20 protein-coding genes are annotated in these 25,744 nt (G+C 45.6%); 17 read left to right on the top strand and 3 right to left on the bottom strand.

The genetic code is table 11. The features are described from left to right. The first annotated feature begins 41 nt into the window (after positions 1 to 41). Positions 42 to 464, top strand: coding sequence for a hypothetical protein (locus ESB13_RS12050; RefSeq protein ID WP_129003601.1), 423 nt, complete (start codon positions 42 to 44; stop codon positions 462 to 464). On the opposite strand, the gene ESB13_RS12045 is transcribed toward ESB13_RS12050, so the two are convergent. Continuing rightward, entirely contained in the window at positions 461 to 1,390 is a 930-nt protein-coding gene (locus ESB13_RS12045; RefSeq protein ID WP_129003599.1) for an NAD(P)/FAD-dependent oxidoreductase, read from the bottom strand. The genes ESB13_RS12050 and ESB13_RS12045 overlap by 4 nt on opposite strands. Before the next feature lie 205 nt (positions 1,391 to 1,595). Between ESB13_RS12045 and proC the strand changes: the two genes are divergently transcribed. The 8 genes from proC (at position 1,596) to htpG (ending at position 14,526) form a co-directional block, all read left to right on the top strand. Beyond that, positions 1,596 to 2,396, top strand: coding sequence for a pyrroline-5-carboxylate reductase (proC, locus tag ESB13_RS12040; protein WP_129003597.1), 801 nt, complete (start codon positions 1,596 to 1,598; stop codon positions 2,394 to 2,396). Between the two features lie 179 nt (positions 2,397 to 2,575). Next, the gene (locus tag ESB13_RS12035; protein WP_129003595.1) at positions 2,576 to 4,225 is read left to right on the top strand and encodes a CTP synthase; all 1,650 of its coding nucleotides are present in this window, start codon (positions 2,576 to 2,578) and stop codon (positions 4,223 to 4,225) included. 118 nt (positions 4,226 to 4,343) lie between these two features. Further along, positions 4,344 to 6,515, top strand: coding sequence for a S9 family peptidase (locus tag ESB13_RS12030; RefSeq protein ID WP_129003594.1), 2,172 nt, complete (start codon positions 4,344 to 4,346; stop codon positions 6,513 to 6,515). Between the two features lie 180 nt (positions 6,516 to 6,695). Next, entirely contained in the window at positions 6,696 to 8,540 is a 1,845-nt protein-coding gene (gene yidC, locus ESB13_RS12025; protein WP_129003592.1) for a membrane protein insertase YidC, read from the top strand. 318 nt (positions 8,541 to 8,858) lie between these two features. Continuing rightward, positions 8,859 to 10,682: a sensor histidine kinase gene (locus tag ESB13_RS12020; RefSeq protein ID WP_164974190.1), complete on the top strand. Its 1,824-nt coding sequence runs from the start codon at positions 8,859 to 8,861 to the stop codon at positions 10,680 to 10,682. Next, positions 10,679 to 11,311, top strand: a complete 633-nt coding sequence (locus ESB13_RS12015; protein ID WP_129003588.1) for a response regulator transcription factor — start codon at positions 10,679 to 10,681, stop codon at positions 11,309 to 11,311. The genes ESB13_RS12020 and ESB13_RS12015 overlap by 4 nt, the downstream gene beginning before the upstream one ends. 126 nt (positions 11,312 to 11,437) lie before the next feature. Beyond that, positions 11,438 to 12,469: a LacI family DNA-binding transcriptional regulator gene (locus ESB13_RS12010; protein ID WP_129003586.1), complete on the top strand. Its 1,032-nt coding sequence runs from the start codon at positions 11,438 to 11,440 to the stop codon at positions 12,467 to 12,469. A gap of 203 nt (positions 12,470 to 12,672) precedes the next feature. Further along, positions 12,673 to 14,526: a molecular chaperone HtpG gene (gene htpG / locus ESB13_RS12005; RefSeq protein WP_129003584.1), complete on the top strand. Its 1,854-nt coding sequence runs from the start codon at positions 12,673 to 12,675 to the stop codon at positions 14,524 to 14,526. A 607-nt stretch (positions 14,527 to 15,133) separates the two neighbouring features. Here htpG and recJ read toward each other — a convergent pair. Together recJ and ESB13_RS11995 are read right to left on the bottom strand one after the other, a co-directional pair. Next, positions 15,134 to 16,834, bottom strand: a complete 1,701-nt coding sequence (gene recJ, locus ESB13_RS12000) for a single-stranded-DNA-specific exonuclease RecJ (RefSeq protein ID WP_246022523.1) — start codon at positions 16,832 to 16,834, stop codon at positions 15,134 to 15,136. Between the two features lie 20 nt (positions 16,835 to 16,854). Continuing rightward, positions 16,855 to 17,817: a polyprenyl synthetase family protein gene (locus ESB13_RS11995; RefSeq protein ID WP_129003582.1), complete on the bottom strand. Its 963-nt coding sequence runs from the start codon at positions 17,815 to 17,817 to the stop codon at positions 16,855 to 16,857. Positions 17,818 to 18,021: 204 nt separating this feature from the next. Between ESB13_RS11995 and ESB13_RS11990 the strand changes: the two genes are divergently transcribed. The 8 genes from ESB13_RS11990 to ESB13_RS11955 all read left to right on the top strand — a co-directional run bounded on the left by ESB13_RS11990 (position 18,022) and on the right by ESB13_RS11955 (position 25,687). Then, positions 18,022 to 19,614: an OmpA family protein gene (locus tag ESB13_RS11990; RefSeq protein ID WP_129003580.1), complete on the top strand. Its 1,593-nt coding sequence runs from the start codon at positions 18,022 to 18,024 to the stop codon at positions 19,612 to 19,614. A gap of 659 nt (positions 19,615 to 20,273) precedes the next feature. Next, on the top strand, positions 20,274 to 21,110 hold the full coding sequence (locus tag ESB13_RS11985; RefSeq protein ID WP_246022521.1) for an outer membrane protein assembly factor BamD: 837 nt from the start codon (positions 20,274 to 20,276) through the stop codon (positions 21,108 to 21,110). Then, positions 21,079 to 21,420 carry a DNA-directed RNA polymerase subunit omega gene (locus ESB13_RS11980; RefSeq protein ID WP_129003578.1) on the top strand — a complete coding sequence of 114 codons (342 nt, stop codon included), beginning with the start codon at positions 21,079 to 21,081 and terminating at the stop codon, positions 21,418 to 21,420. Before ESB13_RS11985 ends, ESB13_RS11980 begins: the two co-directional genes overlap by 32 nt. An 87-nt stretch (positions 21,421 to 21,507) precedes the next feature. Next, complete coding sequence (coaBC, locus tag ESB13_RS11975; protein WP_129003576.1) at positions 21,508 to 22,710, top strand: bifunctional phosphopantothenoylcysteine decarboxylase/phosphopantothenate--cysteine ligase CoaBC; 1,203 nt, start codon at positions 21,508 to 21,510, stop codon at positions 22,708 to 22,710. Next, positions 22,697 to 23,620: a type IX secretion system protein PorD gene (porD, locus tag ESB13_RS11970; protein ID WP_129003574.1), complete on the top strand. Its 924-nt coding sequence runs from the start codon at positions 22,697 to 22,699 to the stop codon at positions 23,618 to 23,620. The genes coaBC and porD overlap by 14 nt, the downstream gene beginning before the upstream one ends. Further along, positions 23,617 to 24,264, top strand: a complete 648-nt coding sequence (locus tag ESB13_RS11965; RefSeq protein ID WP_129003572.1) for a DUF4296 domain-containing protein — start codon at positions 23,617 to 23,619, stop codon at positions 24,262 to 24,264. Before porD ends, ESB13_RS11965 begins: the two co-directional genes overlap by 4 nt. 29 nt (positions 24,265 to 24,293) lie before the next feature. Then, complete coding sequence (locus ESB13_RS11960) at positions 24,294 to 24,995, top strand: CoA transferase subunit A (RefSeq protein ID WP_129003570.1); 702 nt, start codon at positions 24,294 to 24,296, stop codon at positions 24,993 to 24,995. A gap of 35 nt (positions 24,996 to 25,030) precedes the next feature. Then, the gene (locus ESB13_RS11955; RefSeq protein WP_129003568.1) at positions 25,031 to 25,687 is read left to right on the top strand and encodes a 3-oxoacid CoA-transferase subunit B; all 657 of its coding nucleotides are present in this window, start codon (positions 25,031 to 25,033) and stop codon (positions 25,685 to 25,687) included. Positions 25,688 to 25,744: the final 57 nt, after the last annotated feature.

Raw genomic sequence — 25,744 nt, 5'->3', positions numbered from 1 at the left:
GAAGAGAGCGGCTGCGAGCTAACAAAAAAGCGAGACTCACTATGAAGCCTTTGAGAATGCTGCTGGTAGGCCTATTGACAGCTGTTATTACTACCGGTTGCTATAAAGACAACCAACCTGCACAGCCTGTTATCGACTTCCCGATATTCCAGGACCTGACACTCCTTCAAGCCAATAGCTACCTTGCTCATCAGGGTATTACCTCAACGGTAAGCTCAAAACGTGATACCTTATCCCTTGCCTTTTACGACGAAACCCTTTTCCCGGCCGATTCACTCTATTTCAGAACAAAACGTCTCAAACCCCTTCTCCAGGATATGGTGAACAGTATAGTAAAGGTTACAGACCCCAGGCTGCCGGATAGTTTTTTCATGGGGCTCGAGATCTTCTACCCCGACTCGTCGGTATGGGATATGAAGTCCATGCTTTTTTATTTTACCGTCGTTCACGGCGCCGTGAACTAACCCCTGTCGTCTACCATTTCTCTATTGATCATTGCTCCCGCCATTGTTCCGGAAGCTACCGCGGCTGATACGGCACGCATAAAACTGGAGTTGTCTCCGCATGCAAAAACGCCGGGAATGGTTGTTCTTTGAAAATTGTCTACCTGTAAATAACCCTGTTCGGTAAGCTGGCATCCAAGCTGAACGGGAAGAGCGCAGTGTTGTTCAAAAGCAATACGGGCGTAAAGTGCATCTAATGGAATGGCATTGCCGTCGCTCAACACAAGCGCCTTTATATAACCGTTTGTATGTTTTAACGCGCTGATCGTTGTTTCTATAACGGGAATATTCAGTTGTGCAAGCCTGGCGGTTTGCGCCGCATGCAAGGTAGAAGGCCCATTGGTGAAAAGCGTAAGATCTCCCGTCCAGTTAGCTATCAAGCGTGCAAAATCGAAACCCAATTCTCCATTGCACATAACTCCCGTTTTTTGATGCCTTACTTCATAACCATGACAATATGGGCAATGAAGGGCCGATATCCCCCAGCTTTCCGCAAACCCTGGGATAGCAGGCATAATGTCTTTAACCCCGGTTGCAAACAATAATTTTTTTGCGGAAAAGGTTTGTCCGGATTGGGTCTGGACGCGGAAACCTCCCTCCGTTTTTGTAGCCGCAGTAGCCAGGTCGTTATGCAACCTCACAGTATGGTATTGCAATACCTGGGCCTTCGCTTCGTCAGCAATCGTTTGGGGAGGTTTGCCGTCTTGTGTAACGAAGTTGTGCGAGTAGGGCGTTTGCCTGTTACATGGCAGGCCACTGTCTATGATCAATACATCTCTGAGTGCACGCCCCAGGGCCATGGCAGCAGAAAGCCCCGAGTAGCTGCCGCCAATAATGATAACGTCGGATGAAGCATGAAGTATATCGGTTGCAGTGGTTGTCGTCATGGAATATTTGCGTTAGGTATGCTGCAAAACTAGGGGTTTAAATCTTTATTTGCTACATTGTTGCAAAGTTGCCGGATAAAAGCCGCACTAAAGCCGCTAATAAGCCGCCTTGATCGGGTAAAGAGTTCCTGCCGGCACATCACCTGGTATGGTAAAAAACGCAGATATTTCCTAGCTTTGTGCCTCCATCGAACAATTCAGCATAATGAGCAAAAAGATAGCCATCATTGGCGGCGGTAATTTAGGTACGGCCATAGCCGAAGGATTAATCAGCAGCGGATTCATTCAGCCTAAACATATTATCATTACAAAACGTAATATTTCTACCCTGCAACCGCTGGAAGAAAAAGGCGTATTGGTAAGTAATAATAATGCGGAGGCTGTCAAGTTCGCCGACTGGATCATCCTTGCAGTCAAGCCTTTCCAGGTAAAAGATATATTGGAACAGCTGCAACCCGACCTCGACGCCAAAAGACATACGCTCATTAGTGTCATCACCGGTATTTGGGTCAAGGATATGCAGGAAGTGGTGGGGGAAGACTTCACTCTATTCCGCGCCATGCCCAATACCGCAATAGCTATCAGGGAAAGTATCACCTGTATCTGTAAGTACAATGCCAGCAAAGAACAGGAGCAATTCGTGAAAGATCTGTTCAACCAGCTCGGAAAAACTGTTGTAATAGAAGAAAAATTAATGGATGCGGCTACGGTATTGGGCGCCTGCGGTACTGCCTACGCCATGCGCTATATCCGCGCCAATATACAGGGAGGCATCGAAATCGGCTTCGACGCTGCTACGGCATCACTTATTGCCGCCCAAACGGTAAAAGGGGCCGCCGAATTGTTATTAACAAAACATACCCATCCCGAACAGGAAATCGATAAGGTAACCACACCCAAGGGCTGCACCATTGCCGGTTTAAACGAAATGGAACACCAGGGATTCAGCTCTTCGCTGATAAAAGGGGTGGTGACCAGTTATAAAAAGATCGTTAATGATATGTAACCGGCTTTTTATACATCTTTAAGGTCCCTCATTTTTTTAAAACAGAAAATTGATTTAGGTTTGCATGACCTTCACAGCACAGGTCACCAAACTGAATTTATTGTTTACAATTGTCGCCGGATAGTAAAGTATTCGTCGTTATTGTATTGTTTCGTGTGTTCAATCTAACATCCATATATATGGCAAAGTACATTTTTGTTACTGGTGGTGTAACCAGTAGTCTGGGAAAGGGAATTATCGCGGCGTCGTTGGCTAAGCTACTGCAGGCTCGTGGTTTCAGGGTAACAATTCAAAAGCTGGATCCCTATATTAACGTAGATCCGGGCACGTTAAACCCCTATGAGCATGGTGAGTGTTATGTAACAGAAGATGGGGCTGAAACCGATCTGGATCTTGGACACTACGAACGATTCCTTAATATATTCACTTCCCAGTCTAATAACGTTACTACAGGCCGTATATATCAGCACGTTATCAACCGTGAGCGCGAAGGCGCCTATTTGGGCAAAACCGTTCAGGTGGTACCGCATATTACCGACGAAATCAAACGCCGCATGCTGCTTTTAGGCAAAGAAGGCAAGTTTGATATCGTGATCACCGAAATTGGCGGTACAGTAGGCGACATCGAAAGCTTACCTTTTATAGAAGCAGTTCGCCAACTGCAATGGGAATTGCCCGAAGAAGATGTTGCGGTAATTCACCTCACGCTCATTCCTTACCTGCGCGCAGCAAAAGAATTGAAAACCAAACCAACCCAGCACAGCGTGAAAATGCTGAGCGAAACCGGCGTTCATCCCGATGTCATCGTGTGCCGTACCGAAGAGCCTTTGAGCAATGATATTAAACGTAAAATTGCACTGTTCTGTAATGTTAAAACAGAAGCGGTAATTGAAGCGATGGATGCATCTACTATTTACGAAGTGCCTTTGATGATGCTGCGCGAAAAGCTCGATCTTATCTGTATGCGCAAACTTAATATCACCGCATATAAAGAACCTGAACTCGAAAAATGGAAAGGCTTTCTCGATAAACTGAAATATCCTAAGAGCAAAGTTACTATTGGCCTTATCGGAAAATATATTGAACTACAGGATGCTTATAAGTCGATCCTCGAAAGCTTCGTACATGCCGGCGCCATGAATGAGGTGAAAGTACAGGTCGTGAACGTACATAGTGAATACATCACTCCTGAAAACGTAGGAGAAAAACTCGATGGCCTCGATGGCCTGCTGGTAGCGCCTGGCTTCGGATTGCGTGGTATCGAAGGTAAGATCGTTGCAGTACAGTATGCACGTGAAAATGGTTTGCCGTTCTTTGGTATTTGCCTGGGTATGCAAATGGCTGTTATTGAGTACGGCCGTAATGTACTGGGCTTAACAGGCGCACACTCTACCGAGATGGATGCCAATGCCCCCGATCCGGTTATCAGCATTATGGAAGAACAGAAAAAAGTTACCCAGTTTGGCGGTACCATGCGTTTAGGCGCTTATCCATGTGCAATAAAAGAAGGTAGCCTGGCACATCGTATTTACGGAAGCACTGAGATCAGCGAACGCCATCGTCATCGTTACGAGTTCAACAACCAGTATCTTTCTAAATATGAAGAAAGCGGTGTCGTATTCAGCGGAAGCAACCCCGAAACTGGTCTTGTGGAGATCATGGAGATCCCCAGCCATCCTTTCTTTATCGGCGTTCAGTATCACCCCGAACTGAAGAGTACAGTGGAAAGCCCTGCGCCTTTATTCGTACACTTTATAGCAGCAGCGCGCAGTTATAACGACCAGAAAAGTATTCTGAAGAACACAGTGCTGCAGAGCGAAGCTATTTAATATAACATATAAAGCGGCAATACTTATCTTGCCTGTGACCGGCAGCTAAAAGGCTGCCGGTCATTAAGTATACAGAAGTTAGATTATACCAATAAACCAAGAAAAAGAAGCTACCAGAATGAAGCATTTTTTTAAACTGCTCGGCATTGCCGCACTGCTTATTGCAACCCGTTCAGAAGCCCAGCCGCCAACAGGATATCAATGGACAACCGATGGCAATGGTTTTTACCAGGAAGAAGAAGGCGCTATCGTCCAGTACCAGCTTCCGGCATTTGGAAGAAAAGTAATAGTGGAACCCTCCCGCCTTACACCTAAGGATAGCAGTGCACCTTTAAAAGTGCGTAATTTCTTCTTTTCAGAAGACGGTAAAAAACTGCTGATCTATACCAATAGCAAGAAAGTATGGCGTTTGGATACGCGTGGCGACTACTGGTTGCTCGACCTGGTTTCAGGTAAACTGCGTAAAGTAGGGACAGCACGTGCTGCAGCCTCGCTGATGTTTGCAAAGCTGTCGCCCGATGGCTCAAAAGTAGCTTACGTTAGCGAGCATAATATCTATATGGAAGATGCCCTTACTGGCAAGGAAAAGGCATTGACCACGAATGGTACAGACCGTATGATCAACGGTACTTTCGACTGGGTGTATGAAGAAGAGTTTGATTGCCGCGATGGTTTCCGCTGGAGTCCCGATAGTAAAAAGATCGCCTACTGGCAAATTGACGCACGTCAGATCAGGAACTTCCTGATGATCAACAATACAGACTCTATCTATTCTTTTACTGTTCCTGTCGAGTATCCTAAAGTAGGAGAGGCGCCGTCACCATGCAAAGTGGGGGTAGTAGATATCACTACCGCACAAACCCGCTGGATGAACGTGCCCGGCGATAACCGCCAGCACTACATCCCACGCATGGAATGGGCTGCAAACGCTACAGAGCTGGTACTACAGCAACTGAACCGCAAACAAAATGAAAGTAAAATATTCCTGTGTACTGCCGCCACTGGCGCAGCTCAGGTAATATATACCGAAACCGAAAAAGCCTGGATTGATATAAAAGCCCGCTGGAGCGATATTCCGGAAGGATGGGAATGGTTGAATGGCGGTAAAAATTTCCTGTGGGTTTCAGAGAAGGATGGTTACAGGCACATCTACCTGGTAAGCAGGGATGGAAAAACGGAGAAGCGCATTACTACAGGCAAGTATGATATCATGACCATCCAGGCTATTGACGATAAAACAGGTAACATCTATTATATGGCATCGCCTGAAAATGCTACACAGAAATACCTGTACCGCGTGAATATAAATACAGGTGAGAATGTTTTGTTGTCGCCTGCCAGCCAGAAGGGCACACACAGTTATGAAGTGTCGCCTAACGGCGCTTATGCCGAACATCAGTTTTCGAATGCAAATACGCCTCCTATGGGTGAATGGGTAAGCCTGCCTAAGCATACTACCATCAGCAACCAGCAGCGTAGCCCGGGCAAACCAGGTCCGCGTTATCCGGTAGAATTCTTCCAGGTAACAACTGCCGAAGGGGTAACCATGGATGGCTGGATGATTAAACCTGCCCACTTCGATTCAACGAAGAAATATCCTGTCCTGTTTTATGTATACACCGAGCCCGCAACCCAAACGGTTAAAGACAGCTACGGCAGTGCAGGAACCCGCTTATACGATGGTGATATTGCAGCAGACGGATATATTCAGATAAGTCTCGACGGACGCGGCACACCAGCTGCCAAAGGTGCGGCATGGCGAAAAGCTATCTACCGTAATATAGGTCGCATCAATATCCGCGACCAGGCGCAGGCAGCTGAAAAGATCCTACAGTGGTCGTTTGTAGATACCAGCAGAATTGCAGTCTGGGGCTGGAGCGGCGGCGGCTCTACTACATTAAACCTGTTGTTTCAGTATCCGCAGATCTACAAAACCGGTATCTCTATTGCACCCGTAGCAAACCAACTGACCTACGATAATATTTACCAGGAACGTTACATGGGGATCCCGCAGGAGAACCGTGAAGATTTTGTAAACGGCTCGCCGGTTACTTATGCAAAGAATCTTAAAGGTAAGCTGCTGCTGGTGCATGGCACCGGCGACGACAATGTGCATTACCAGAACGCAGAGATGCTGATAAATGAACTGATCAAATACGACAAAGTGTTCCAGCTGATGAGTTATCCTAACCGTACCCATTCTATCAACGAGGGCGAAGGAACAACGAAACATCTGAAAAGCACTTTCACCGAATTCCTGAAACGTAACTGCCCCGGCGGTGGACGTTAAAATCGGTTTACCGCTGAAAAATAAAGCTGTTTTTGAAACAAGTATGTTGATATAGGGTGCAAAAAGCGGATAGGCGGTATACAAGTAGTTAAAAATCATTAGTTTCCAAGAACGCCGCCCTTTTGAGCGGCGTTCTTCATTTCAATCCCTACCTTTGCCGCTCAATTTTTATAGTCATATATGAAGACCGATAAGAATACGATCATTGGTTTTGTGTTATTGGGGATATTGTTTATTACCTTTTTCTGGTACACCGGCAGACAGAATCAGGCTGTTATCGCGGAAAGAAAACGCTTGGAAGATTCTACTGCTTTGGCCAATCTGAACAAGATCACGCCCGCCGATAAGGCTGCTGCGGCACAGGACTCTGTCAGAAGGGATTCTGCTACCAGGGTTAACGATGCCGGTACTTTCCTCGATGCTGCAAACGGAGCAGAGCAACTGACCGTAGTAGAGAATGAGTTGATGAAAGTAAGCTTCAGCAACAAAGGCGCCCGGGTAAAAAGCGTGCTGCTGAAAAAATATCGCGCTCACGACGGTAAAACAGTGGAACTGGGCGCGCAGGAAGGCGACAACCTGACTTATAATATCAATACATCCGATGGACATGCAGCAGAGGTCTCAAAGCTGTTTTTCCAGGCGTCACCCGTTGTTAAAAATGCAGACGGTAGCCAAACGCTTACCTACACGCTGGCTGCTGCCGGGGGAGAGCGCGTAACACACCAGTTTGTTATTAAACCCAACGAATACCTGATCGACTGGAACATCGGAATGGTAAAAGCCGACAAACTGCTTACAGGCAATGTGCTCAACTTCCTGTGGAATGTAAACCCCGAGAGCCACGAACGTTCCAGGGACTACGAAAGGCAACAGAGTAATATCTGTTTTAGCGAAGGCGGAGACTTTGACTATATTTCTTCCAAAACCAACAAAAAGTTTGAGAAGCCTGTACAATGGGTAAGCGCTGTTCAGCAGTTCTTTAACACAACGGTTATCAGCAGGTCAGGTTTTGCAGGCGGCGAAGTGAACTGGGCGCGCAGAACAGATTCTTCCGATGTGTTGAGTAACGTTAAGGCAAATCTGCAGATCAAAGCGCCGGCATCGGCTGAGATCGCTGTCCCGCTGCAATTGTTCTATGGTCCTAACGAATACAAGGCATTGAAGAACGCCGCTCCCGAAATGGACAAGATCGTGAACCTGGGTAGGGATATGTATTCATTTGTACGTCCAATCAACAAATGGATCATCATGCCGGTATTTAATTTCTTTGCCAGCCTGGTAAGTAACTACGGATGGGTGATTTTACTGCTTACCCTGTTTATTCGTTTGGTGACTTCTCCATTAACCTATAGCAGCTATTTGAGCGGCGCTAAAATGAAGGTATTGCGTCCGGAACTGGATGCCATTAAGAAAAGGTTGGGCGATGATCAGCAGGCGTTTGCAATGGAGCAGATGAAGCTGTTCCGCGAAGCCGGCGTGAATCCGTTGGGAGGTTGTATTCCCGCCTTATTGCAGATCCCTATCTTCTTTGCATTATATAGTTTCTTTAACTCCAACCTCGCGTTACGCGGACAGGAATTCTTATGGTCAAAAGATCTGTCGGCATTTGACGATGTACTGAAATTCCCTTTCAGTATACCCGGACTGGGCGATCACCTGAGCTTGTTTACAATCACTGCGGTGGTTACTAGCTTCCTCATCTCTATTTACAATATGAGCATGACGCCTACACAGGATAACCCTGCGTTGAAATACATGCCCTATATTTTCCCTTTCATCCTGTTATTTGTGTTCAATAAGCTGCCTTCGGCACTGACCTGGTATTATACTGTGTCCAACGTAGTTACACTGGCCTTACAGTTTGTGATCCAGCATTATATTATCGATCATGATAAGATCCTCGCTAAGATGGATGCGAACCGTAAAAAGCCCAAGACGAAAAGCAAGTGGCAGGAGCGATATTCGCAGATGCTTGAATCTCAGCAGAAATTAAAGGACCTGCAGGATAAGCATAAGAAAAAGTAATTGAAATATGGAACGACACCTGCAATTGGCAGGTGTCTTTTTTTTGAGATCCTCTGAATATGGGATACAATTTTAAGGGTACGCCTTCCAAAAGAAGGCGTCTTCGTTTTTGTAAAAAACACAAGAGGTTGTCTCTGTTGAGACAACCTCTTGCTTTTGAATGCTTTGCTGACGGGGGTATTAAAGGGGTGAGGGTTGAACCACGGTAAATTTAATGTATTTGTGACACTAAAAAATACCTTTTTCAAGGTAGTTAATGCAAATTTCACGATGTATCTTGTGAAAGACGCTATGCGAAGGCTAAACCCGCTTTTATTTTTGCTGATAATTTTGTTTCCGGCAGGCCTTTTACAGGCCCGTCCGGACGATAGCACTATAACCTTAATGCGGATCTGGGAAGATAGCAGCCGTACCGCTACAGCCCGGGAAGCCTTCCGTTTACTAAAGAAAGGCAGCTTTTCTGTGATGCCGGCACCGGCCCTGAAACCCGGTTTTACCTCTTCCGTTTTCTGGATGGCCATTGACGCACGCCAGGCGCCTGCCGGCAACGACTGGTATCTGGTAACAGACAATGCACATATTAACCGCCTCGAATGGTATGGAGTAACAAACGACGGCAGCATACACCGCTTGTCAGTGACCGGCGATTACTATCCTTTTGAACAGCGGCCCTTGCAGTATTCCTCTTTTGTTTTTCCTTTTACAGCAGGCTTTGAAACCTACCTGCTGCTGGTAGATAAGCACCATGAATCCCTCAACGTAAATTTTACGATAAGATCCGCAGCGCAGTTGCTGGCGGCAGCTTCCCGGGAGAACCTGCTGAATGGTTTGCTTACAGGCATAGTAGTGCTGATTATTTTATTCGGCTGGTTCCTGTTCGCTACTACGCGCGATAGGGTGTACTTCTGGTATTCATTATACGTGCTCTCCGTAACATTATGGATCTGGGCCGACAAAGGGTTAGGTTTTCATTATTTATGGCCGGAATGGACTTATTTCCCCAGCCGGTCGCGACCTTTATTTGCAGTACTCAATATGATTGCTTCATTGCAGTTTTTGCAGGTATTCACGCAAATGAACAGGGCCAGCTGGTACCATAAGGTGATCACCGCAGGAAAGCTGGTGATGGGAATAATGGCTTTACTGATACTGGCGCCTATTCCTTATCAGCAGATGAATGAGCCTACCATGTATTTCTTGCGGATCCTGGCTGCAACCTCTTTTGCTGCTATTCTTGTCGTATTGGTATACCTGGTTCGCCGGGCATTAGGCGGCAGTCGTGAGGCAAAGGTTTACCTGCTGGCAATAGTGGTATTTGCCTTCTGCGCATTGGCAGAGGCATTGTATCATATGGGGCTGATAGCACTGCCATCCTATCTTGAAAAGTATAGCATGTTCACAGGTATCGTGCTGGAGATGATCATTATTACGTTTGGACTGGCAAGCCGGTTTAACAGTTATAGAAGAGACAAAGAGGAATTGCTGGTACAAATGAATATACAGCAGAAACAACTTACCGATACTATTGTAGCTGTCCAGGAAAACGAACGGAAGGTGCTGGCAGACCAGTTGCACGATGAACTGGGATCAATGTTATCACTGGCTTCGTTAAATATAAGCGCTTTGCCGCAGGATGAAAAAAGGGAACAGGCAGCAGTGATCCTGGGAATGGTAACACATACCGTGCGTAATATAAGTCACCAGCTGACGCCTGTAGCGATAGAAAAATATGGCTTCAGACATGCAACGGAAGATCTGGTGCGTTTGGCGAATACTTCAGGTAAACTGAATATTACGCTGGTATTTATAGGATTTGAGGGAGAACAGCCGTATGCTGTCACCTTCCATAATACTCTATATCGCATCATACAGGAGCTGGTGCAGAATATAATAAAACACGCAGGCGCAACCCAGGCGCTGGTACAAGTGGTGGAACATGACGACGTCGTAAGTATCCTGGTCGAAGATAATGGTAGGGGAATACCCAGGCATGTTCAGGAGCAGGGAAATTTGTTCCTGCGGAGTATCCGTACCAAAGTGGCCTATCTCGAAGGACAGATGAATGTCGAAAATGTGCTGCCCCAGGGCAGCCTGGTTAATATAGAAATTCCCTTGTCCTATCAAAAAAACAGTACAAAATGAAACGGGCCCGTATTATAATAGCCGATGATCACCAGTTACTGATAGACGGTTTAACCGCTGTTTTACAAACAGAACCCGCTTGGGAAGTGTTGGAGGCAGTGAATAACGGCCGGCAGTTACTTGACCGGTTGGCAAATACTAAGCCCGATCTGGTACTGCTCGATTTAAATATGCCCAGGCTCGATGGTATTCAGGCATTGACAGCTATAAGTAAAAATTACCCGGAAGTCAAAGTATTGGTGATCTCAAACTATAATCAGCCGCAGCTACAGGCCGACGTTCGAAAGCTGGGCGCTGCCGGATATTTATTGAAAAATATATCGGCTGCTCTGTTGAAAGAAGCGATAACCAGGGTGCTGGCTGGTGGTACCTGTTTCGAGGAACAGGCAACACCCCCCGCCGCAGATGAATGGTTCCCGGACGATTTTATGAAAAAGTACCAGTTGACACGTCGTGAAATAGAAATCGTAAAGCTGATAGGGAAGGAGCTGTCGACAAAGGAAATTGCCGACCAGCTGTTCCTGAGCGAGTTGACCGTAGCTACGCATCGCAAGAATATTTTGCGCAAACTCGAGGTGAAAAATATCGCAGGTGTGGTAAATTTTATACGAATGCATCACCTCGAATAACTGGCAGGCTGCTGACCGCAGATTGCCGCTAATGAAAACGGTCATAATAGGAAGGGTTATTTCTCAGCCGGAATCTCAGAACAAATGCCTTAGCTTTACCGGTCAAGATACCGCAATCGATTGTATATGAACAAAGAAGTTACGATCTACGATATTGCCAAACGATTGAATATTTCCATTGCTACTGTTAGCAGGGCTTTACAGGATCATCCCGTGGTTAGTAAAAAAACGAAAAAGAAGATCACTGAGCTGGCGGCAGAAATGGGATATCGGTCAAATCATTTTGCCCGAAACCTCAGGAATGCGAAAACAAATACGATTGGCGTAATCGTTCCCCGCTTGAATAGCTATTTCATGTCTACTGTAATTGCGGGAATTGAAAGTGTGGCGAACAAGGAAGGGTATAATTTAATTATTAGCCAGTCTTCAGAATCCACCGAAAAAGAAATCGCCAGCGCGAAAACCATGTTTAATAGCCGCGTCGATGGGCTGCTGGTATCGCTGGCTTATGATACCAATAACCTGTCTCATTTTGACCCTTTCCTGCATAAAAACATTCCACTCATATTCTTTGACCGCGTAGCGGAGGTCGAAAACTGTTCTACCATTTTAATCGATAACCAAAAAGCGGCTTTTGAGGCAACAAGTCATCTGATAAGCCAGGGCTGTAAACGCATTGCGCACATTACCGTGGCTTCTGAAATGAATGTTTATGCCGACAGGCTGGCAGGTTATCAGCGTGCACTGACGGCACACCAGCTAAAGTTCGACAAAAAGCTGGTGCTTACCGGCAATTTAAGCCCCGAAGCCGGCGCCGCCGCAGCCGAAACGATATTGCAAATGAAGAGCAGACCCGATGGGGTCTTTGTTGCCAACGACCACGCAGCAGTAGGTTGTATGCTCGCTTTAAAAAAAGCTGGAGTGGCAATTCCCGGCGATATTGCCTTTGCCGGTTTTAATAACGATCCCGTCTCAACAGTGGTCGAACCTAATCTTACAACCATTAATTATCCCGGCTACCAGATGGGAGAGGTGGCTGCCAGTAACCTCATTAATCATTTGACCGGATCGGCAGTGATCCGCTCCGCTCATACTACTTTCCTCAGGGCAGAACTGATAATCCGGGAATCGTCAGAAAAACTGGGAAACAGAAAATAAAACAGGCTTCCGTCATTTCCCTTGGAATAGGTACGCAAAGGCTTGACATTTCCCACCCGATCATAGCATTCACGAATCAGGGAAGCCGGCATTAGTGAAATAGCAGCAGAAATTGACATATTTGAAGAGCAGGGATGCGTCAAAATGGCGGAGCCGCAGGGTTGGTATTTTCTTTGTTCTTTTTCTCCCCAAAAAGAATTCGTATGCAAAAAGGGCAGATTCGTGTTCAGACGGAGAATATATTTCCCATCATTAAGAAATTTTTATACAGTGACCACGAAATTTTCCTGCGTGAACTGGTAAGTAATGCCGTTGATGCCACGCAAAAAATAAAAACATTATCTTCTATCGGTGAAGCAAAAGGCGAACTGGGAGAGTTGCGGATAGATGTTGTGCTGGATCCTAAAGAAAAAACATTAAGTATAATAGACCGTGGGGTAGGTATGACTGCCGAAGAGGTAGATAAATATCTTAACCAGGTAGCCTTTTCCGGCGCCGAAGAGTTCTTGACCAAATACAAAGACGCCAATATCATTGGCCATTTCGGCCTCGGATTTTACAGCGGCTTTATGGTGAGCAGTAAAGTGGAAGTATTTACCAAAAGCTTCCGCGAAGATGCCAAAGGGGTATACTGGAGCTGCGATGGAAGCCCCGAGTTCGAGTTGTACGAAATAGATAAAGCCGATAGGGGAACCCGCATCGTGCTTCATATAAATGAGGATAGCGAAGAGTTCCTGGATGGCTACCGCATAAGAAGGATCCTGGAAAAATTCTGTAAATTCCTTCCGGTAGCTATTTACTTCAAAGACGAGTCTACAAAGGCCGATGATAAAGAAGCAAAAGAAGAAGAAGAAAGCCCGATCAATAACACCAATCCTATCTGGGTTAAGAAGCCTTCCGAGCTTACTAATGAAGACTATCAGAACTTTTATCGTGAATTGTATCCCGCCGGCGAAACGCCTTTATTCTGGATCCATCTGAACGTCGACTATCCGTTCAATCTTACCGGTATTCTTTATTTCCCTAAGATCAAACAGAGCTACGAGATCCAAAAGGATAAAATTCAGCTGTACAGCAACCAGGTATTCGTTACCGACGAAGTAAAAGATATCGTGCCCGAGTTCCTGATGCTGCTGCATGGTGTGATCGATAGCCCCGACATCCCTTTGAACGTTAGCCGTAGCTATCTTCAGGGCGATCCCAATGTAAAAAAGATCAATGCCCATATTACCAAAAAGGTTGCCGATAAATTGGATGAGATCTTCCGTAACGATAGAAAATCATTCGAGGAAAAATGGGAAAGCCTGGGATTATTTGTTAAGTACGGGATGATGACCGACGATAAATTCCTGGACAAAGCAAATAAATTCCTGGTAATGGAAGATGCTGCCGATGGCGTGTTCTACACTTTGGAAGAATACAAAACGGCTGCCGATACTTTACAGAAAAACAAGGAAGGGAAAAGCGTTATTATCTACACCACCGACCCTGTTCAGCAAGACGCTTATATCAAAGCGGCACAAGGCAAAGGATATAAAGTGGTGAAGCTGGAAACCATGGTCGACGCCGCTTTCATCAACAATATGGAGATGAAATGGGACAGCGTTCATTTTGTGCGGGTGGATTCCGATATTGCCGACAACCTCGTCGACAAACAGGAACATACCGATATGGTCCTGAGCAAGGAAGAAGAGGAAAAACTGAAAGGCTTGTTTGGCTTTAAGGTATCCGATTTGAACTTGAATGTAGAGGTAAAAGGCTTAAGCCCCGATACCCCTCCTGTAATTGCTACCAGGCCCGAGTTCATGCGCCGTATGAAAGATATGGCTGGCATGGGTGGAGGTATGGCTGCTTTTTATGCAACGATGCCCGATGAAGTGAATTTAACTGTTAACGGTAATCATAAAGTGTATCAGGCTTTGTTGAAAGAAAGTGATACCGCGAAGCAGGAACAACAAATTCGTAACCTCGCCGATCTGGCGTTGCTATCCCAGGGCTTGTTGAAAGGCGCTAATCTTACTGAGTTTATAAACAGGAGCGTGGCGTTACTTTCTTAATATAATAAATTATAAAAAAGAGGCCGTATCACATAAGTGCGATACGGCCTCTTTCATTCGGGGCCCCGATGGAGCCATATACTATTTGCTAAAAAAAAGCGCAGTTTTGACAAAGCACTCTTAAAGCTTCACTAAAGCATCTCAAAAGCTTCTTTAAAGCTTCCTTGAAAAAGATCGTTTTTTTAGCAAAAGATCATTTGTAAAAAAAAAGCCACTAATATTATTAGCAACGCATCGCTCATCTCTTCCGTTATCTAATGTCTGCCTAAACAACACATAGGCGATCAGTATTGCAGCGATGACACCAGTGAAATCGGCGGGCATGCCGGCTCAGATGGAATAACGGGCTTTTTGATGCCTGTGCGCTCCAAAGTAGAGCGCTGTAATGTAAAAGAGGAGGGTGTATTCTATGTAGAATACCCTCTTTTTATTCGTATCCCTGATGGAGTCGGGTACCCATTTAAGCGATTCTCAGAGGCTATTTTTATTTAGGAGCCAACCTCCTCCTTTCATTCGGGTCCCTGGCAGAGAAGGTCCCTGTTTAAGCGACGATCGGCGACTATTTTTATTTAGGAGCCATCCTCTTTTTTTGAATTGCGCTCTCTTATTACTCAGACAATCTGAAGTCAATAACTTTTAATTGCAGATATTTTTCACCATTCCATTCATTGAGGTCAAGTGTATAAACAATATCGATAGGGTGATTTTGCTCCAGCAGGTGAAAACGGCTGGCCATATTAAAGCCGATTCCGGTAATGGTGATATGATTTTGTTTTACTACAAACCGTATATGCTGCTCTTTTACCAGCTTCGAATTACCTGTATTGAACACGCCTCTCGAAAGAAATACCGGGCGTGTATTACACGGCCCGAAAGGTTCCATCTGGCAGAGAATATTATAAAAAGAAAGTTTAAGATCGGCGAAGCTCACAACTGCGTCTATTATAATTTCCGGTACAAGAGATTCCGGTGCAATGGTGGCAGCTACTACTTCCTCAAACTTGCTGCTGAACGCAGCTACCTGGTCTGGCAGCAGGGTCATGCCTGCTGCTGCAAAGTGACCTCCATACCCAAGCAGGTGCTCGCGGCACGCATGGATGGCTTCATAAAGATTGAAACCATTAACGCTGCGTGCACTTCCCGCAATCACCTCGCCGCTTTTGGTGAGAATGATAGTAGGACGGTAATAATTTTCTATTAAACGTGAAGCTACTATCCCTACCACTCCTTTATGCCAATGCTCCTGGAACAAAACTGTTGTTTTTCGTTGCAGCATTACCGGGTCGCCCTGTATAAGGGCTAACGCTTCGGCAGTGATGGAGAAATCCGCTTCCTTGCGATCGGTATTATTGTTTTGCAGTTCTTCGGCGTAGTGCTGCGCCTTTTCCGGGTCTTCTTCTATGAATAGTTGTACTGCCTTGCGGGCATCATCCATACGGCCGGCTGCATTGATACGCGGTGCTACCACAAATACCAGGTTGCTAAGCAGAACAGGACTGGTAAGTTTACCTTGCGCTACTAGTACTTTGATGCCCGCAGATGGATGGCTGTTGATCTGTTGCAGGCCAAAATAAGCCAGGGTCCTGTTTTCGCCTGTAAGGGGAACAATATCGGCAGCGATGGCGGTTGCCACCAGGTCCAGGTAGCCCATATAAGCCTCTTCCGGCAGGTTTAGCTTTTGCGACAGCGCCTGAATAAGCTTAAAGCCTACACCGCAGCCACAAAGCTCTTTATAGGGATATTCGCAGTCGGGTTGTTTGGGATTGAGAATGGCCACGGCAGCCGGCAGCTCAGGATCGGGCAGGTGGTGATCGCAAACGATAAAGTCAATGCCCATATCAGCAGCCTCGCGAATGAGCTCAACGGATTTTATGCCGCAATCGAGCGATATAACCAGGCTGCAGCCCGTTGATTTTGCAAACTGAATACCTTCCCGCGATACACCATAGCCTTCTTTATACCGGTGCGGAATATAAAATTCAACAGCCTTATGAAGTTTAAACAAAAAGCGGTACATACATGCCACAGAAGTAGTTCCGTCAACATCGTAGTCGCCGAAAACAAGGATCCTTTCCTGTTTCCCGATCGCTCTCAAAATACGCGCTACAGCTTTCTCCATGTCCTTCATCAGCCAGGGATCATGAAGATGACTAAGACTGGGCCGGAAGAACCGGAAAGCCTGTTCATAAGTGCTGATATCCCTTTGTACGAGAATCTCGCAAAGTGTTTCGTTGATCTGCAGCGCCTGCTGCAATGCCTGAGCCTTAGGCTGATCCGCCTTTAATATGTTCCAGCGTTTCTGTATCAAAAAAATGCAGTTGAGGTTGGTTAAAATTCCCTGTCCGTAGTGTAGCGAACCAGTTCTTCGAGCGCGTTTCGTACTTCTGAATCTTCAAATTCATGCAGCAATTGCAATGCTTCGTCTCGAAAACGGAACATCTTTTCGGTTGCATACCGGATACCCCCTGCATCGGTCACCGCATCTATCACGAACTGAACCTTCTCCTTTTTCTTATTTTCATTTTTTATGATATAGATCAGCTTTTTGCGAAGTGCAGCATCGCAGTTGTTGAGTGTATAGATCAGTGGCAGCGTCAGCTTTTTTTCCTTTATATCGTTACCTGTAGGTTTGCCGATATTGCTGCTGCCATAATCAAAAAGGTCGTCTTTTATCTGGAAGGCCATTCCTGTTTTTTCACCAAATAGCTGCATTTTTTCTACAGCAGCCGGGTCCGTGAAAGTAGTGCTGGCTCCAGCAGCACACGCTGAGGCGAGAAGAGAGGCTGTTTTTCCCTTGATGATTTCATAATAAGTGGCTTCGCTGAGATTGAGATTACGCGATTTTTCCATTTGCAGTAATTCCCCCTCACTCATCATTTTAACGGCGCGCGACAGCACCTGCAATACGCCAAAATCACCGTTGTCAAGCGAAAGAAGTAACCCCTTCGACAAAAGATAATCGCCTACAAGTACGGCAATCTTGTTTTTCCACAAGGCGTTGATGGAAAAGAAGCCCCGCCGTTCAAGGGAATCGTCCACCACATCGTCATGAACAAGCGTGGCCGTATGTAAAAGCTCTACAAGCGAAGCCGCCCGGTAGGTCGATTCATTGACCGGCCCACCCAGCCTGGCACTAAGTAAAACGAACATGGGACGCAATTGTTTACCCTTTCGCTTTACAATGTATTGCATTATTCTGTCTAATAAAGAGACACGGCTTTTCACTGCCTCCCTGAAGTGGGACTCAAATAGTTCCAGTTCCGATGATATTACCCTGCGTGCTGCTTCCATTGCTTAAACTTGGGCTGCAATATAGCCACAATAAAAATTAAATGTTAAAAGCAACATTGGCACTGCAATTGCTGTCTTCATTTTGTAGATCACGGCAAAATAAGTTCTAAAAATTTGGTATTTTACTCCCGATGATTAACTTTGCCGTGCCAAGTTGTAGTATTATTGGGTAGAAAATATTAACAAAAAAATTAAATTATACCTATGGCAAGCAAAAAGTACACAATGATCCTGGGTCTTTTAGGCCTGGCAGGATCTGCGACGTTTGCACAAAAAAATGACGCCACCGCGGATTGGTGGAAAGATTCTTCGAAGGTTGCTACAAAGCGCCTGCCTCAGTACAATGAGTTCCAAAACAACCAGTATCCTTACCCTGCCCGTCCTCGTGATATGTGGGAATTAGGATTCCACGGTGGATACTCCACTATTATCAGTGATATCGATGGTCGTCCAGGTTTTGGCGGTGGTCTCTCACTGAGAAAGTCTTTAGGCCACGTGTTCTCTGTAAGAGCTGATTACACCGGTTCTTTCAACTATGGTCTGGACTATCGTACAAGAGTTGCCACTAACGGTGCAGAAGCTGCTGTTTGGGGCGCTGGTCCTTATGTTGCTAACTACAAGACAGCGGTTCACCAGGGTAACTTAGACCTGATCGCTTCTTTAAATACTATCAGCAACTACAGAGGCAATCCTAAAGCAAATATCTACGTGTTTGCAGGTTATAGCCTGGTTGCAGCTGATGTTGACGTTGATAACAGCCTGAGAGGTGCAAACCTGAACGGCATTAACTTCAGCGGTAAAAGAAAAGACATTAAAGACGCCCTGAAAAACAGGATGAACGACTATAATGTTAACGCTCCTGTTCCTAACGGAAACCGTGAACCAGTTGGCCGTATCGACGATAACTACCTGTTACGTCATGCTGCAAGCTTCGGTGGCGGTATCGCTTGGAAACTTAGCAACAGACTGTCTCTGGGTATCGAACAAAGGTTTACTGTGCCTTTCTCTGATGACCTGGACGGTGTGAACGCAGGTAAGTCTAACGACTTCATCAGCTACACTTCTATCCGTGGTGGTCTGGCCCTGGGTAACTCTTCTAAGAGAGTGGCTCCCCTTTGGTGGATCAACCCCAACAACTTCATCTACAACGAGCTCAACAGCCCTAAACACATGAAGTTGCCTCCTCCGGTATTACCTGATGCCGATGGTGATGGTATCACTGATCAATTCGACCTCGAGCCTAACACTCCTGCCGGAGCACCTGTTGACTCTCGCGGTCGTGCACTCGATACAGATGGTGACGGTGTTCCTGACTACAAAGACAAAGAATTGCTGACTCCTCAAAAATGCTTCCCTGTTAACGCTGATGGTGTAGGTAACTGCCCTGAGCCTGAGTGCTGCAAAGAGTTACGCGATAAATTAGCTTCTTGGAAACCAGGCGGTGATTGCGCTATCACTAATCTGCCTAGCTTAACTTTCAAATCTGGCGCCGTAAGAATCGGTAAAGATGGTGAAGCTATCTTAGCTAGCATCGCAGAAAAAATGAACGCAAACCCAACTTGTAAAGTTAAGATCATCGGTTACGGTGCTGCTAACAAACGTGCACAGCAATTAAGCTGGGATCGTGTAAATGCAGTTGAGAAGTACCTGGTTGAAAAACAAGGTATCTCTGAAAGCCGCTTACTGTTCGTTTACGGTCAGGAAGGTGATGCTAACACTGTAGACTTCGAGGGTACAACTGAAGATGGTCCTAACTCAGTACCAGCTCCACACCCAAACTTAAAGCGTACTAAATAGTTCTAAATACTTTTAGCCTTTAAACAGCCCTCCATACGGAGGGCTGTTTTTTTATGCCTGTATAGTCTCTCGATGACAGCACGGTACTTTGAACCGGGCCAGGCTGCCGTTTGCAGCAGAAAGGGCGCCTGGCACCTTGTCGCTAACTTATCCCCTTGCTGCGCTCACGTGGCCCCGATGATGCCTTGCATCGCCAGGCGGGTACTATAAGTTGGGTGAAGAGTAGCCGTAAGCATTGCCATGCGCTATTTCAACCTCGGCGATATTCAGTTGACAGCTGATTACAGGCAAAGGCTGCGGAATACAAAAGCACGGAAGTGCGTAATAGATTAGTATGTTACGCCGCATTGCGGTCTCCGCAGGCATGGCTTGCTACAAACTTTTCTTAACTGGAGCCTGCCGGGTGTAGTGAATAATAATTCTATACGGCAGCCAATCAGGCCTGCTGATGGTTCTATTTAAACTAAAAACCGGTATTGTACTAATAAGTTGTTGACATACAGCTTAATATGTAGTATGAAATGTACGAACGGGGTGCTTTTAAAGGCTGTCATGCTGTGTTTTGTACAATACAATTAACTATTATTTCAGAAATTAGAAAGGTTGTAAACAGGAAGGCCTTTCTATATTGCGGGTAATACCTTAATTTTGCCCACTTTATGATGAAAAAACTTGTCTTCTTTATTCTGATCTGCGCGGTATTAACTTCCTGTGCTTCCAAGTTCAGCCGTGTGCTGAAAAGCAAGGATAACGAATACAAGTACAAGATGGCAGAGAATTATTACGCCCAGAAGCGTTATAGCTATGCTACGCAGCTTTTCGACGAGCTGTTCCCTTACGTAAAGGGCACGCCGCGGTTCGAAGACATGCACTATAAAAACGCATTCGCCTACTACTACATGAAGGACTACCTGAATGCCGAAAACCTCTTTAAATCATATGTCGACAATTTCCCCGGTAGCCCAAGAGCGGAGGAATGCGAATACATGCGCGCTTATAGCTTCTTTAAACAATCGCCAAAAGTAGAACTGGATCAAACCCCTACCAGCAAAACAATGGGCCTGATGCAGGCATTTATCAATATGCACCCCGGTTCTGCTAAAGCGAAAGATGCAGCCGCCCTTATCGACCTCTGCCGCGCCAAACTGGAAGAAAAAGATTTCAAAAGCGCCGAACTTTATTATAACCTCGGTTATTATAAAGCAGCGTCTATTGTTTTTGAAATACTGATAGACGATTATCCGGATTCTGAAAAGACCGACTTCTATAAGAGTCTGTCCATCAAATCGTATTACAAATACGCCGAACTAAGTATTATTGACAAGCAGGAAGAACGTTTTGAAAAGGTGCTTGCAGAGATCACAGATTTTAACGAACGTTTTCCGCATAGTAAATATTTTAAGGAAGTGAATAGCTTGAAAGCTCCTTCCGAACATACAATTAAATACATAAAAGATTTAAAAGATGAGCAAGCTAAGACGGCAACTCAGCGCTAATACAACCAATGTGGTTGAAACGAAAAGTCTTGTCGATATCAAGGCAAAAACCGGCAATTTATATGAATCTATCGCTATCATAGCCAAAAGAGCGAACCAGATCAATATTGCCCTGCGTGAAGAGCTGCATAATAAGCTGGAAGAGTTTGCCAGCCATACCGACAGCCTCGAAGAAATTCATGAAAACAAGGAGCAGATCGAAATCTCAAGGGCATATGAAAAAATGCCAAACCCGGCTATCCTTGCTACCCAGGAATTTATGGAGGAAAAGGTCTATTACCGCAAAAACGACGACGATCTGTTCAGATAAGAGCAGCACCGCCAGGGAAAATAAATTCATGAAAACGACAGTTAGCAACTGTCGTTTTTTGTTATTTTGAAAAGTATTGACACAAACATGTTGGCAGGGAAGAAAATATTGATAGGAATTACAGGCAGCATTGCTGCTTATAAAGCAATATTGCTGGTAAGATCGCTGGTGAAAAGCGGCGCAGAAGTTCGTATTGTAATGACTGCCGCCGCCGCTGATTTTGTATCGCCGCTGGTGCTCTCTACTTTATCGAAATCAACGGTATTAATGGACCTGTCCGATGAACAAACCTGGGCCAACCATGTAATGCTGGGCCGCTGGGCCGATGTAATGTTGATAGCGCCGCTTAGCTGTAATACACTGGCAAAAATGGCAAACGGGCAATGCGATAACCTGCTGCTGGCAGTATATCTTTCAGCAACCTGCCCGGTTGTAGTAGCGCCGGCTATGGATGAAGATATGTGGCATCACCCCGCTACCCGTAACAACCTCGAAAGAATTATCGGGTATGGCAACAAAGTGATCCCCGTCGCCAATGGCGAACTCGCAAGTGGCCTGTACGGCGAAGGTAGAATGGCCGAGCCCGAAGATATTATGCAGTATCTCACTTACAACGTGTTCAGGGAGAAAACGCTGGAAGGTCAGAACGTACTGGTTACCGCAGGGCCTACCTATGAACCCATTGACCCCGTGAGATTCATTGGAAATCATTCTTCAGGCAAAATGGGATTTGCCCTCGCTAGAGCCCTCTATCAGCAGGGAGCAGCAGTACACCTGGTAACCGGACCTACCTCGCAGTCAGTTAACTGTGCCCATATAAAAGTAACGCACGTGACTACCGCGAAGGAAATGTATGAAGCCTGCGTTAAAGACTTCAGTAATACTAATATAGCCGTATTATCGGCGGCCGTAGCAGACTACAGGCCTGCTGAAGTGGCAACAGAAAAAATAAAAAAAACCGCAGGTGAACTAAGCCTGCAACTGGTAAAAACTGATGATGTGCTTAAGTCGCTGGGTAGCTTAAAACAACCCGGGCAGTTACTGGTGGGCTTTGCTCTGGAAACGGAAAACGAAATGGAATTTGCAAATCAGAAGCTCGTTGCAAAAAACGCAGACCTGATTATTTTAAATTCATTAAGGAATAAAAATGCCGGCTTTGGTATTGATACCAACCAGGTGACTATTTTAGATAAACAGGGAGTGGTGTTTGAATCGGACGTAAAACAGAAAGAAGAGATCGCGATCGATATTGTGAATACCATTATTCAAAAACTCTATGGCGAGGCGTAAACTTTATTTGCTACTGGCGATCCTATGTACAGGACTTGCTTCGCAGGCACAGGAACTGCAGGCCAAAGTAACCGTACAGTCGCAGCGGGTATATAATACCATCGATAAAAAGATCTTCAATACATTACAAACGCAGCTAACCAACCTGCTCAATAACCGTAAATGGACAAACGATGTCTTCAAACCCGATGAGAAGATCGTATGTAATTTCCTGGTCACCATAACCGATATGGTGGAACAGAATGTATTTAAGGCAAATCTTACAGTGCAGGCGGCGCGTCCCGTATATAACAGTTCCTTCCAGTCAGCACTCATCAATTTCCAGGACGGTGAATTTGTATTTAAGTATGTCGAATACCAGCCCGTAGAGTTCAACGAAAACAGGGTCCAGGGCTCAGACGCACTTGCGGCCAATTTAACGGCTACGCTTGCTTATTACGTATATATGATCCTGGGCTTCGATTACGACTCATTTGCATTAAAAGCCGGTGCTCCTTATTTTCAGAAAGCTCAGAACATTGTCAATAATGCGCCCGAAGCACGTAACATCAGTGGATGGCGCTCGTTCGACGGTTTGCGTAACAGGTATTGGCTGGCCGAAAACCTTAACAATACCCGTTATAATATTGTACATGATGTTATTTACGGGTACTACCGCTCCGGCCTCGATATGCTTTTCGATAAAGAAAATGAAGCCAGGAAAAGTGTGCTGGATGGATTAACCAAATTACAATCTATGAACCAGGACAACCCTAATACAATGATCGTCCAGTTCTTTATGCAAAGTAAAGCATCCGAATTTATCGGTATTTTCAAAAAGGCGCCACCACAGGACCGCGTTCGTGCCGGCGACCTTTTATCAAAGCTCGACGTTGCTAATATGAGTAAGTATAAGGAGGAATTGAAATGATCAAACCTAATCTGGGCTTTGCATATATACTATCGCTGGTATTGCTGTTGATGGCTGGCGGCTGTGGAAACGGTAATCCCGGTGGCATTTTATCACCGGACAAAATGCAGCAGGTGATGTGGGATATGATGCGGGCCGATGAACTGGCCATGGATGCAAGCGCACACGATACCGCTCGTAATAGTATTTTTAAACATGCAGTAGAACAATATCAGCAGGTTTTTGAGGTTCACCATATCACCAGAGAAGAGTTTTATCGCAGCATACGTTATTATCAGGAGCACCCCGATAAGAATAAAGTGCTGATGGATTCTGTGCAGGCGCTAGGTAACAGGGCAAGAGATGAACAGAGCAGAATAGATTCCATTTTACAGGTAAAACTTCGCATAAAAGATTCCATAAGGCTGAAACAGGAAGAAATTAATCTGAAAAAAGACTCCCTGGCCGGCAAAAAGGATTCACTTCAGAAACACGACTCAGTACCGGTTTTACCTAAAGTAAATAACAAAGAGGCCCTAAGAAAAGAAGCGCTGAAAACTGCCGATACCACGCATCTTCAACGCTTGAAAATAAAGCCTGGTATGGATAAAGGGAAACTCGATAAAAATTCCCTGCGGTTTACGCCGGCACATAAGCTGCGCTAAGCTTAAAAAACACGTCAATTGCTTGTTATATGAATAAAGTTGTCTTAAATGCCGGAGAAGCCATCCGCGACATTGCCGATGGCGCCACTTTAATGCTGGGAGGATTTGGCTTATGTGGCATCCCGGAGAACTGTATTGCAGCCCTTGTCGAAAAGGGCGTTAAAGATCTTATCTGTATTTCCAATAATGCCGGTGTGGATGATTTTGGCCTGGGCTTGTTATTGAAAACAAGACAGATCAAAAAAATGATGAGCAGCTATGTAGGCGAGAATGCTGAATTTGAACGCCAGCTGTTATCAGGCGAACTGGAGGTTGATCTCATTCCCCAGGGAACGCTTGCCACTCGTATACAAATGGCCGCCATGGGCATCCCTGCTTTTTTTACCCCCGCTGGTGTAGGCACCGAGATCGCCAAAGGCAAAGAAGTCCGTGAATTCAATGGCAAACAATACCTGATGGAATTGGCTTTGCCCGCCGACTATGCCATTGTTAAAGCATGGAAAGGCGATACCATGGGTAACCTGGTATTCCGTAAAGCCACACGTAACTTCTCTTCTTCAATGGCCAAAGCGGGAACCATTACCATTGCCGAAGTGGAACATCTCGTAGCTCCCGGCGAGCTTGACCCCGATATGATCCATGTGGCAGGCGTATATGTACACCGCATTTTCCAGGGAGTAGGTTATGAAAAGCGTATTGAAAGAAAAACAGTACGCCTCACTGCTCAGTAATTCTTTGTTCTGGCTGTTAAAATCTCAAACGATCTATGGCACTTGATAAGTTCGGCATTGCAAAACGTATTGCCCGTGAATTAAAAGATGGTATGTATGTAAACCTGGGTATTGGCATTCCTACCCTGGTAGCTAATTATATCCCCGAAGGAATGACAGTAATTCTTCAGAGCGAAAATGGTATCCTGGGTACAGGCCCCTATCCCGTTGATGACGATGTAGACCCCGATTTAATTAATGCAGGAAAAGAAACAGTAACACTGCTGCCAGGCGGCGCATATTTCGACAGCGCAGAGAGTTTTGGTATGATCCGCGCCGGAAAGATCGATCTCACGGTACTGGGTGCAATGGAAGTAAGCGACAATGGGGATATCGCCAACTGGAAGATCCCCGGCAAAATGGTGAAAGGTATGGGCGGTGCAATGGACCTGGTGGCCAGCGCCCGCAATATCATCGTAGCCATGCAGCATACCAATCCAAAGGGTGAAAGCAAATTATTACCCGCATGTACCTTGCCCCTGACAGGTGTTGCCTGCGTGAAAAAGATAGTAACTGAACTTGCGCTGCTGGAAATAACGGCCGAAGGCTTCGTATTAAAAGAAAGGGCTCCCGGCGTAAGTATGGAAGAGATAAAACAAAAAACATTGGGCCGGCTCGTTGTGCCTGACCAGGTTCCTGAAATGTTTTTATAAACCTCGCGCTGCCGGATGCGTTTTATGTTGTAAAATCGCAGCTTATCAAAAGCCAGT

The organism is Filimonas effusa, assembly GCF_004118675.1.
GTDB lineage: Bacteria > Bacteroidota > Bacteroidia > Chitinophagales > Chitinophagaceae > Filimonas > Filimonas effusa.
This window is presented reverse-complemented; position numbering and strand designations above follow the sequence as displayed.